This is a genomic window from Neisseria sp. P0021.S006 (genome assembly GCF_051956895.1).
In genome coordinates this window covers 16,813-28,689 of the sequence record NZ_JBQCWZ010000027.1, presented here as the reverse complement: position 1 = coordinate 28,689, position 11,877 = coordinate 16,813, and the positions used below count along the sequence as shown (strand labels likewise).

9 protein-coding genes are annotated in these 11,877 nt (G+C 54.8%); 6 read left to right on the top strand and 3 right to left on the bottom strand.

Annotated features, from left to right (window positions below):
* A partial coding sequence (locus ACTHUM_RS07430; RefSeq protein ID WP_440402807.1) for a YggS family pyridoxal phosphate-dependent enzyme occupies positions 1-335 on the bottom strand: 335 nt, incomplete at its 3' end.
* A gap of 117 nt (positions 336-452) precedes the next feature.
* Between ACTHUM_RS07430 and ACTHUM_RS07425 the strand changes: the two genes are divergently transcribed.
* The 3 genes from ACTHUM_RS07425 to yccS all read left to right on the top strand — a co-directional run bounded on the left by ACTHUM_RS07425 (position 453) and on the right by yccS (position 5,116).
* Complete coding sequence (locus tag ACTHUM_RS07425) at positions 453-1,499, top strand: type IV pilus twitching motility protein PilT (RefSeq protein WP_004519239.1); 1,047 nt, start codon at positions 453-455, stop codon at positions 1,497-1,499.
* Positions 1,500-1,585: 86 nt separating this feature from the next.
* Positions 1,586-2,815, top strand: a complete 1,230-nt coding sequence (locus ACTHUM_RS07420) for a PilT/PilU family type 4a pilus ATPase (protein WP_039861910.1) — start codon at positions 1,586-1,588, stop codon at positions 2,813-2,815.
* A 165-nt stretch (positions 2,816-2,980) separates the two neighbouring features.
* A complete protein-coding gene (gene yccS / locus ACTHUM_RS07415; RefSeq protein ID WP_049335626.1) occupies positions 2,981-5,116 on the top strand; it encodes a YccS family putative transporter in 2,136 nt (711 codons plus the stop codon).
* Between the two features lie 167 nt (positions 5,117-5,283).
* Here yccS and ACTHUM_RS07410 read toward each other — a convergent pair whose 3' ends face one another.
* Complete coding sequence (locus tag ACTHUM_RS07410) at positions 5,284-6,462, bottom strand: phosphoglycerate kinase (RefSeq protein WP_004519232.1); 1,179 nt, start codon at positions 6,460-6,462, stop codon at positions 5,284-5,286.
* Positions 6,463-6,657: 195 nt separating this feature from the next.
* Between ACTHUM_RS07410 and ACTHUM_RS07405 the strand changes: the two genes are divergently transcribed.
* From ACTHUM_RS07405 to ACTHUM_RS07395, 3 genes are all read left to right on the top strand, one after another.
* Entirely contained in the window at positions 6,658-8,007 is a 1,350-nt protein-coding gene (locus ACTHUM_RS07405; protein ID WP_049335628.1) for a M16 family metallopeptidase, read from the top strand.
* 58 nt (positions 8,008-8,065) lie between these two features.
* Entirely contained in the window at positions 8,066-9,364 is a 1,299-nt protein-coding gene (locus tag ACTHUM_RS07400; RefSeq protein ID WP_070695219.1) for a M16 family metallopeptidase, read from the top strand.
* A 131-nt stretch (positions 9,365-9,495) separates the two neighbouring features.
* Entirely contained in the window at positions 9,496-9,855 is a 360-nt protein-coding gene (locus tag ACTHUM_RS07395) for a DUF2628 domain-containing protein (protein WP_004519228.1), read from the top strand.
* Positions 9,856-9,933: 78 nt separating this feature from the next.
* Here the strand turns inward: ACTHUM_RS07395 and glmS are convergent, their stop codons facing one another.
* Entirely contained in the window at positions 9,934-11,772 is a 1,839-nt protein-coding gene (glmS, locus tag ACTHUM_RS07390; protein WP_070624839.1) for a glutamine--fructose-6-phosphate transaminase (isomerizing), read from the bottom strand.
* Positions 11,773-11,877 lie beyond the last annotated feature (105 nt).

The following is an 11,877-nucleotide window of genomic DNA, read 5'->3' as shown; positions in this document are numbered from 1 at the left end:
TCACTCAAGCGCCGCGCCGTTTTCAGACGGCCTATCGTATGCACCCAATGTGCGCGTTCGGCCACAAATTTGGTTTTATTAGACTGCACATCGCCGATAACGTGCCAAACAATATCCGGCAAATCGGCCAGCGTTTCCGTTTTTTCAAACCATTCCTGAATATAGTTCTCGCCGAAATCGCGCTGACCGGCCGCATACACTTCGCGAATATCGTCTGCTGGAAACGTCTTGCTGACCGCCACCAGCTTCACCGCATCCGCAGACCGTCCTGCAGCCTCAGCCGCCTGTTCAACCGCCCGGCATACGTCCTGATAGTTTTGTTGCAATACCGACATGGTTTTCTCCTTTAACCCGTTCATCACTCGGCATTTTGAAAATTTTACTTGGTCGAACGGATTTATCTATTTAAAATAAAGCGATTTTATTATTCTAAACCAAAACAAGGCCACATTATGCAGATTACCGACTTACTCGCGTTCGGCGTGAAAAACAAAGCCTCCGACCTCCATTTGAGTTCGGGCATTTCCCCCATGATACGCGTACACGGCGACATCCGCCGCATCAACCTGCCCGAGATGAGCTCGGAAGAAGTCGGCACCATGATTACCTCGGTCATGAACGACCACCAGCGCAAGCTCTATCAACAGGATTTTGAAGTCGATTTCTCATTTGAGCTGCCTAATGTTGCCCGTTTCCGCGTCAACGCCTTTATGACCGAACGCGGCCCGGCCGCCGTATTCCGTACCATTCCGAGCACCGTCCTGACGCTGGAAGAATTGCGTGCGCCGCGCATTTTCCAAAAAATTGCCGAAAATCCGCGCGGTTTGGTCTTGGTAACCGGCCCGACCGGTTCGGGTAAATCCACCACGCTGGCGGCGATGGTCAACTACATCAACGAAACCCAACCGGCCCACATTCTGACCATCGAAGACCCGATTGAGTTCGTCCATCAAAGCAAAAAAGCGCTCATCAACCAGCGCGAGCTGCATCAGCACACCCACAGCTTCACCAACGCCCTACGTTCCGCCCTGCGCGAAGACCCAGACGTGATTTTGATCGGTGAGATGCGCGACCCTGAAACCATCTCCCTCGCCCTGACCGCCGCCGAGACCGGCCACTTGGTTTTCGGCACGCTGCACACAACAGGCGCCGCCAAAACCATCGACCGTATTGTCGACGTATTCCCTGCAGGCGAAAAAGAAATCGTGCGCTCCATGTTGTCCGAATCCTTGCGCGCCATCATTTCCCAAACCCTGCTGAAAACCCGCGACGGCAACGGCCGCGTCGCCGCACACGAAATCCTGATTTCCACACCGGCCGTGCGCAACCTCATCCGCGAGAACAAAATCGCCCAAATCAACGCCGCCCTCCAAACCGGTCAGGCCCACGGTATGCAAACCCTCGATCAAGCCCTGCAAACCCTTGTCCGCCAAGGCACCATCAGCCCCGAGCTGGCACGCAGCAAGGCGCAAAACATCGAAAACCTCTCTGTTTTCTAAACCATACCCAGGCCGTCTGAACCCCATCATCCCGTTTTCAGACGGCCTTTGAGCCTGACCGAATACCCGTTTTAAAGAGAATCATCATGAGCGACCTCGCCCCTCTGCACGACCTGTTAAGCGAAATGGTGCAAGCCTACTCACAAAAAAACCAAGCACCGCACATCCCCACCCCGGCCGAAATCGGCACACATCTTCATCCCCTGCTCGACCGCATGTGTGAAGAGGCCGAAAAACGCAACGCGTCCGACATCTTCATCAGCGCAGGCTTTCCTCCTGCCATTAAAGTCGGCGGCACCCTCACGCCCATGCCCCACAAAGCGCTGACCGGCGCGGACACCGCCGCCATCGCCGAATCCACCATGAACCCCGACCAACTCGAAGCCTTCAACCGCGACTGGGAAATCAACTATTCCGTCCAATCGCGCAGCAACACACGCTACCGCGTCAACGCCTACCACGAGCAAGGCCGCGTCGGCATGGTATTGCGCCGCGTCAGCCAAGACATTCCCGAGATGAAAACCCTCGGTTTGCCCGAAAAGCTCCAAGAGCTTGCACTCGCGCCACGCGGCCTGCTGATCCTCGCCGGCCCGACCGGTTCGGGTAAGTCCACCACCATGGCCTCCATGCTCAACTACCGCAACCAAAAGCTGCCCGGCCATATCGTCACCATCGAAGATCCCATCGAGTTTATCTACAAACCTTGCCGCAGCATCTTCACCCAGCGCGAAATCGGCATCGATACCGACAACTGGAAAATTGCCGTTCAAAGCGCCATGCGTCAAGCACCCGATGTCGTCTGTATCGGCGAAGTCCGCAGCGAAGAAAGCATGGAATACGCCCTTCAACTGGCTCAAACCGGCCATCTGTGCGTTTTCACCATCCATGCCAGTACGGCCTCCCAAACCATCGAGCGCATTATCAACTTCTATCCGGAAGACCGCCGCCAACAAGTTTTGATGGATTTGGCGTTAAACCTCGTCGGCATCATCGGCCAACGCCTCACCATCAAGAAAAACCGCCAACGCACGGCCGTTACCGACCTCCTGCTCAACACTCCGGCCATGCAGGACCTGATTTTCAAAGGCGAATTGCTGGAAATCCGCGACCTGATGGCACGCTCCGGCAGCAACGGCATGCAGACGTTCGACCAAAACCTCTTCAACCTCTACGCACAGGGCCAAATCGAACTCAGCGAAGCCCTGCGCCAAGCAGTTTCCGCCAACGATTTGCGCCTGCGCATTCAAATGCACGACGAGGGCAACAATACCGAGCGTCTCTACGACCGCATCAGCGACCTCAACCTGATGACCTGATGGCGCAAGCCAAAAAAGGCCGTCTGAACAAATGTGGAAACGAAATCAAGTATTTCCCCGTATCCGTTCAGACGGCCTTATCCTATTTCAAACATTCTGAAACCGACTGAAAATCCTGTTAAAATCCAATCATTCACCTCATAACGAATAATAAACAACACCATCATGAACACTCCGCCGCTCAAACCTCTGATCATTGCCTCCCTGCCCGTCTTCGCCAGCGTGTTCATCGCCGCCACCCTCGTTTGGCACTTCAACACGCCTAAGCTCGTCATGCCCTTCGTACTCGGCATTATTGCCGGCGGTTTGGTCGACTTGGACAACCGCCTCACAGGCCGTCTGAAAAACATCGTCATCACCGTTGCCCTGTTCACCCTCTCCTCACTGCTTGCCCAAAGCACCATCGGCACAGGCGTTCCCTTCATCTTGGCCATGACCCTGATGACTTTCGGCTTCACCATCCTCGGCACCGTCGGCCTCAAATACCGCACCTTCGCTTTCGGTGCGCTCGCCGTCGCCACCTACACCACGCTGACCTACACACCCGAGACCTACTGGCTGACCAACCCCGTCATGATTCTGTTGGGCACTGTCCTATACAGCGTCAACACCCTGATCTTCCAAATCATCCTGCCCCACCGCCCCGTCCAAGAAACCGTTGCCAACGCCTACGACGCACTCAGCAACTACTTCGATGCCAAAGCCGACTTTTTCGACCCCGACGAAGCCGCATGGTTGGGCAACCGCCAAATCGACTTGGCCATGAGCAACACCGGCGTGATTACCGCCTTCAACCAATGCCGCGGCGCACTTTTCTACCGATTGCGCGGCCAACACCGCCATCCGCGTACCGCCAAAATGCTGCGCTACTACCTCAGCGCGCAAGACATGCACGAACGCATCAGCTCCGCCCACGTCGATTACAGCGAAATGGCCGAGCAGCTCAAAAACACCGACCTCATCTTCCGCATCCGCCGCCTGCTCGAAATGCAGGGTCAGGCATGCCGCAACATTGCCGCCACCCTGCGCAACAACAAACCCTACGCATACAGCAAACGCCTCGGCCGCGCCATGGAAGGCTGCCGCCAGTCCCTCGGCCATTTTGCCGAGACCCACGCCGACAATGCCAACCTCCACAATATCCGCCGCCTGCTCGACAACCTCAGCAGTGTCGATTACCAACTGCGGCAACTGCAAAACGATGCGTCCCTTGCCGAAAACGACAACACCGACACCCGCATCGCCGCCCTTGAAAACACCAAGTTCCGCAATATCGGCGAAACCGTCATCAGCCAACTCAATTTCGACTCCGGCGTCTTCCGCCATGCCACCCGCCTCTCCATCGTCGTGGCCGCGGCCTGCATCATCGTCGAAATCCTCCATCTCAACCTCGGCTACTGGATTCTGCTGACCGCCCTTTTCGTCTGCCAACCCAACTACACCGCCACCAAAAGCCGCGTGTACCAACGCATTGCCGGTACGATTCTCGGCGTGATTGTCGGTTCGCTCGTCCCCTACTTCACCCCGTCCGTTGAAACCAAGCTCTGGATTGTTATCGCCAGCACCACCCTGTTCTTCATGACCCGCAGCTACAAATACAGCTTCTCCACCTTCTTCATCACCATCCAAGCCCTGACCAGCCTCTCGCTTGCCGGTTTGGACGTGTACCACGCCATGCCCATCCGCATCATCGACACCATCGTCGGTTCCGTTATAGCATGGGCTGCCGCCACCTACCTCTGGCCTGATTGGCGTTACCTCACCCTCAGCCATACCGCCGCCCAAACCATTACTGCCAACGGCCGTTATCTCGACGCCATCCTCGACCAGCTGCAAAACGGCAGCCGCGACGATGTCGACTACCGCCTTACCCGCCGCCAAGCCCATGAAAGCACCGCCGCCCTCAGCAGCACCCTGTCTGACATGAGCAGCAACCCGAAAAAATACCAAGACCGCCTGCAAGACGGTTTTACCCTGCTCAAAACCAGCTATGCACTGACCGGCCACATTTCCGCGCTCGGCGCATACCGCGACCAAGTCCGAATCGACGGCAACGACGGCTTTGCGCCCTATGCCAAGCTGACCCACCACATCGCCGAGTTGCTGACCCAAATGCCCCAAACCGACCCCGAGGCTTTTGAAACGGCCATGACCCAAATCCGTCAGGAATTTGCCGAGCTTGAACAAAACACACAAGCGCAGCAAGACCACATCCTCAAACACCAGCTCGACCTGATCATCCGCCAGCTTACCCCGTGCTATCAGGCATTGCACCGACAGGCCGACGTAGAGGCCGTCTGAAAAGAGCCGGACGCTTTCCAGACTGTTTAGCAACAAGTCTGCCAACCATCGGCGTTGAATCCAGCTAAACACTTCCTCAAATAAAAACCAAAAAACAAAAGGCCGTCTGAAACCTGATTTCCAGATTTCAGACGGCCTTTATTTTTAACAATCGATATTAAAACCGATTATGCGCCGCGTTTTTCCAAAGCAGCAACAGCAGGCAACTCTTTACCTTCCAAGAACTCAAGGAACGCGCCGCCGCCGGTAGAGATGTAGCTGATTTGATCGGTTACGCCGAATTTGGCAATCGCCGCCAAAGTGTCGCCGCCGCCGGCAATCGAGAACGCATCGCTTTGGGCAATCGCTTCGGCCAATACTTTGGTACCGCCGGCAAATTGGTCAAACTCAAACACGCCGACCGGGCCGTTCCATACGACCGTACCGGCAGCTTTGAGCAAATCGGCCAAAGCAGCAGCGGATTTAGGGCCGATGTCCAAAATCATGTCGTCTTCGGCAACGTCGGCAATGTCTTTCACCACAGCTTCCGCATCGGCGGCAAAGGCTTTAGCGACAACCACGTCGGTCGGCAGCGGAACAGAGCCGCCTTTAGCCGCCATTTTCGCCATGATTTTTTTGGATTCTTCCACCAAATCGTGTTCGGCCAAAGATTTGCCGATGGCTTTGCCTTCTGCCAACAGGAAGGTATTGGCAATGCCGCCGCCGACGATGAGTTGGTCGACTTTGTCGGCCAAAGATTCGAGGATGGTCAGTTTGGTGGACACTTTGCTGCCGGCAACGATGGCAACCATCGGATGAGCCGGTTGTTTCAGGGCTTTGCCCAAAGCGTCGAGTTCGCCCGCCATCAACACGCCGGCGCAGGCAACCGGTGCGGCTTGGGCAACGGCTTCAGTCGAAGCTTGGGCGCGGTGGGCGGTACCGAATGCGTCGTTGACGAACACGTCGCACAAAGAAGCATAGGCTTTGCCCAGCTCCAAGTCGTTTTTCTTCTCGCCTTTGTTGATGCGCACGTTTTGCAGCATCACGACATCACCGGCGTTCAAAGTCGGTTTGTTTTCACGCCAGTCGTTCAATACTTTCACGTCTTTGCCCAACAGTTTGCCCAAATGTGCGGCAACAGGCGCTACATCGTCTTCAGGATGGAATTCGCCTTCGGTCGGACGGCCGAGGTGGGTCATCACGATCACAGACGCGCCGTTGTCCAAGCAGTATTTGATGGATGCGAGCGAAGCGCGGATACGGGTGTCGTCGCTGATGTTGCCGTCTTTAAACGGTACGTTCATATCGGCGCGGATCAGAACGGTTTTGCCTTGAACATTTTGTTCGGTCAGTTTCAAAAATGCCATGATGATTCCTTTGTGATGGTTGGAAACGGGAATGTTTGGGATTATCCGCGAATGAGGCGCGACGGTAAAGATTGGCAACGGCCGCGCTTGATGTGAATCAGCAGATAAGGCCGCAGGCCGTCTGAAACATTCGGCCTATCTTTGCAGATTTTCCGCTATACTTTGGCGATTGATTTTCATTTTACGGATTGAACCATGTTACGCCGAATTGCTTTAATGCTTGCCTTCACGCTGCCTGCCGCCTCATGGGCGCAGACGCTTTCTGAAACCCTGCCCAACGGTCTGAAAATCATCGTCAAAGAAGACCACCGCGCGCCTGTGGCCGTTTCGCAAATTTGGTACAAAATCGGCAGCGTGGATGAGAAACCGGGCAAAAGCGGCCTGAGCCACGCTTTGGAACACATGATGTTTAAAGGCACGAAAGACGTTCCCTCCGGCGAATTCAACCGCCGCGTGTCCGAGCTGGGCGGACAAAACAATGCCTATACCAACCGAAATGAAACGGTGTATTACGAAAACGTCGCCGCCGCCAACCTGCCTGAGATCCTGAAGCTCGAGGCAGACCGAATGCACAACCTCAACTTCAGTGACAAAGAATTCCTCAACGAGATGAACGTCATCCGCGAAGAACGCCGCCAACGCACGGAAGACACAGCCGACGGCAAAATGTGGGAACAAGCCTATCTTGCCGCCTTTACCCAACCGTCCATGCGCGCCTCCGTCATCGGCTACATGAAAGATTTGCACACCCTCAAAGCCGATGACCTGCGCACGTGGTACAAACAATATTACGCGCCCAACAATGCTGTATTGGTCATTGTCGGCGATGTCGATGCCAAACAAACGCTTCAGACGGCCGCCAAACTCTTTAGCGATATTCCCGCCAAAGCCCAGCCGCCGCGCAACAAACTCCATACCGAACCCTATTTGCGCAAGCCTGTTACGGTCAAAGCCACTTCTCCGGTTACACACCAGCCGCTGATTGCCATCAACTTCCGTGTACCGAAACTCCAAAAACTCGATGACACGATGCCTTTCGCCCTCGACATCCTCTCCGATATTTTGGCAGGCAACGCGTCCAGCCGTTTTGATAAAAACCTCGTGCGTGGCAAGCAAACCGCATTGAACGCAGGAACGCATTACGACATCATCAGCCGTGAAATTCCGCTGTTCAGCGTGATGGCCATGCCTGCCGAAGGCGTGAAAACCGATACTTTGATTGCCCAGCTGCGCCAAGAAATCAAAGACATTGCCGACCACGGCGTTTCCGAAGAAGAATTGCAGCGCGTCAAAACCCAGGCAGCGGTCAGCGAAATCTACGCCAAAGACTCCATGTCTTCCCAAGCCTCCATGATGGGCCGCCTCGAAGCGCGCGGTTTCCAATATACCGACGAACAAGAAATCCACCGCCGCTTACAGGCAGTCAGCGCACAAGAAGTACAGGCCGCCGCCCGAATGTTGACCGACGAGCGCATGAGCACCGTCATCATCGAGCCGCAAAAACCTGCCGCCGCGCCAAGCAAAAAAGCTGCCAAACGCCGATAAACATCAGGCCGTCTGAAAGCCCATACCCTTTCAGACGGCCTTAACAGAAAGCCACAACATGAAACCCACCCTGCTCGCCCTTGCCCTACTCCTGCCCTTAAGCATCCAAGCCGCCACCGACATCCAGCGTTGGCGCAACCGCGACGGCACCCAAATCCTCCTTGTCGAACGCCACGAAAACCCCATCATCGACCTTGAAGTCAGCTTCAAGGGCGCAGGCAGCATCGCCAATCCGGACGGAAAAAGCCAAGTTGCCGAATTTACCGCCGCTCTCCTGACCGACGGCACCCAAGAGCTGGACGAAGAAGCCTTCAATGCCGAAGCCGACAACATCGGCGCACAAATCAGCAGCGACAGCAATGCCGAGAGCGCATCCGCAGGCTTCCGCAGCCTCAGCAAAGCCGACATCCGCGACAAAGCCGCCAACTTGCTCAACCACTCGCTGACCCGTCCGCGCTTTGACGAAGCCGTTTTCCGCCGCCGTCAAATCCAATCCATTACCGGCTTGCAACAACAGGAAACCACCCCCGACTACACCGCTACGCGCGAACTGACCAAGCTCATCTACCCGAATCACCCTTACGGCAGTGGCGCAAACATAACCGTCGACAGCCTTAAACAAGTTAGTCTGGACGACATCCGCGCCTTCCACCGCACCCACTACGGCAAAGACAACGCCATCGTCGCCATCGTCGGCGACCTCAACCGCAAACAGGCAGAGCAACTGGTCGAACGCGTCCTCAAAGACCTGCCGGCCAAAGCCACCGCAACCCATGCCATCCCGCCCGTTCCCAAACAAACCGCCCAACGCCGCGACATCCCCTTTGCCGGCACACAGGCACAAGTCCTGCTCGGCACTTCCCTCTTCAAACGCCACGACCCCGACTATTACGCCCTCGTTGCCGGCAACTACATCCTCGGCGGCGGCGGTTTCGACAGCCGCCTCATGAAAGTTTTGCGCGACCAACACGGCTACACCTACGGCGTATACAGCAGCCTCGCCCCGGCGACAGAAGAAGGCACGTTTGCCGTTTCCTACTCCACCCAAAAGAAAAACACCAAAGCCTCACTGGCCGACACCCAAGCCGTCATTGAGCAGTTTATCGCCGAAGGCCCGACCGAAGCCGAGCTGAAACAGGCCAAAGCCAACATCGTCGGCGGCTTTCCCCTGCGCTACGACTCCAACGACAAACTGCTCAACTACCTGAGCCTGATCGGCCTCTACGACCTACCCAACGACTACTTGGAAGCCTACCCCAAAGCCATCAACAGCCTGACCGTCGAACAAGTCCGCGACGCATGGCAACGCCGCATCAAATTCAAAGACCTCAACACCGTCGTTGTCGGTGCAGAATAAAACGCTTTAAAACAACAGGCCGTCTGAAAGATTTTTCAGACAGCCTGTTTTCTTAATTATTCAAATCGTTTATGTTATCGTGATACAATCACTTGTTTTTTCAATTTTTGATCGTAAAAGGAATATATTTTATGAAAACTTACAAAATATTCAAAAATCCGACAGGTCAATATGAAGCTGTCAAACAAGGTTGGTCTTGGCCTGCATTTTTCTTTGGCGGCATCTGGGCATGCGTGAAAAAAATATGGGGCTTGGGTATCGGAATCTTTGTTGTATTTATAATTTTGAATTTAATCGCCGGTGACAATCAGGCCATGGGAAGCCTTGTCAGCGCACTTGGCTTCGGTGTAGGCATTGTACTTGGCTTACAAGGCAACAAATTGCGTGAAGGAAATCTGAGAAAACGTGGCTATCAAGAAGCGCCTAAAGTCATTCAGGCCAGCAATCCTGAAGCTGCTGTTGCACAATACATTTCTGAATACGAAAAATAAATCGGATTCTTAAAATGAAAAGGCCGTCTGAAACCCAAATCTCAGGTTTCAGACGGCCTTTTTTAACCGGTCAATTACTTATTCAACCGTTACTGATTTAGCCAAGTTGCGCGGTTTGTCCACATCTGTACCGCGTGCAAGGGCGGCGTGGTAAGACAGGAGTTGCACGGGGATGGTGTGCACAATCGGCGAGAGTACGCCGACGTGGCGTGGGGCGCGGATAACGTGCACGCCTTCGGTGGCGTTGAAGTTGCTGTCGAGGTCGGCGAAGACGAAGAGTTCGCCGCCGCGTGCGCCGACTTCCTGCATATTGGCTTTCACTTTGTCCAACAGGCTGTCGTTCGGGGCAATCACGACAACAGGCATGTTCTCGTCCACCAAGGCCAACGGACCGTGTTTCAGCTCACCCGCAGGATAAGCTTCGGCGTGGATATAGGTAATCTCTTTCAGCTTCAATGCGCCTTCAAGGGCGATTGGGAAGTGGATACCGCGACCCAAGAAGAGTGCGCTGGTTTTCTTGGCAAATTTTTGCGCCCAAGCGGCGATTTGTGGCTCAAGGTTGAGAACGTGCTGAATGCTGCCCGGCAGTTGACGCAATTCTTCAACGTATTCACGCGCCTGTTCATCGGAAACCAGACCACGTTGTTTGCCCAAGGTAACGGCCAAGCCGAACAGGACAACCAGTTGGGTCGTGAATGCTTTGGTAGAGGCAACGCCGATTTCTGCGCCGGCGCGTGTGTACAGTACCAATTCGCTTTCACGCGGCAGGGCGGATTCCATCACGTTACAAATAGACAGGCTGTGTTTGTGTCCCAAGGATTGCGCGTATTTTAGGGCTTCCATGGTGTCCAAAGTTTCGCCGGATTGGGAAATGGTGATGACCAATTGTTTCGGATCGGCAATCACGTCGCGGTAGCGGTATTCGCTGGCGATTTCCACGTCGGTCGGCACTTTGGCGATGGATTCGAACCAGTATTTGGCGGTCAGCGCGGCATAGTAGGACGTACCGCAAGCAAGAATTTTGATGCTGTGGATATCGTCGAACACTTCGCGGGCGTTGGCGCCGAAGTTTTCAGGTTCGAAGCCGCCATCAAGGAAGACTTCGGCGGTATCGGCGATGGCGCGGGGTTGCTCGTGGATTTCTTTTTGCATGAAGTGGCTGTATGGGCCCAACTCCAAAGAAGCCAGAGACAATTCGGATACTTTAACCGCGCGTTCGGTTTGCGCACCGGTTTTATCGAGCAATTTTTCGATACCGTTTGCGTTCAACAGGGCGATGTCGCCGTCTTCCAAGTAAGCGATGCGGCGGGTAAAGGCGATCACGGCGGATACGTCGGAAGCGATAAAGGTTTCTTGGTCGCCCAAGGCTACCAACAGCGGGCAGCCCATGCGCGCAACAACCATTTGTTCAGGGTTGTCTTGTGCGATAACGGCAATGGCGTATGCACCATGGAAACGGGCAGTCGCAGCTTGGACGGCTTCAAACAGTTTGCCGCCGTTTTGTGTGTATTCGTGGTTGACGCTGTGGGCGATGACTTCAGTATCGGTTTGCGATTCGAAGGTGTAACCCAACGCTTTCAGGCGTTCACGTTCGGCTTCAAAGTTTTCGATGATGCCGTTGTGGACAACCGCGATCATGCCGCCGGAAATATGAGGGTGGGCATTAGGCTCGGTTACACCGCCGTGGGTTGCCCAACGGGTGTGGCCGATGCCGATATGGCCGAACACGCCTTTTTCGCGTGCCGCATCTTCCATCAGCTGCACGCGGCCGACACGGCGGACGCGTTTGATTTTGCCGTCCATGTTGACGGCGATACCCGACGAATCGTAGCCTCGGTATTCAAGGCGTTTGAGACCGTCGGTCAGAAAATCGACTACATTGTGATTGGCGCGAATAGCACCTACGATACCGCACATATTAAGTTCCTTAGTATCAAAAGTTTGAGAAAATGACTGCTGCTCCGGCTCCCGAAAGCGGCAGTCGGAAAACGCCGTTTTATATTCATTGAAATGGCAAATCTA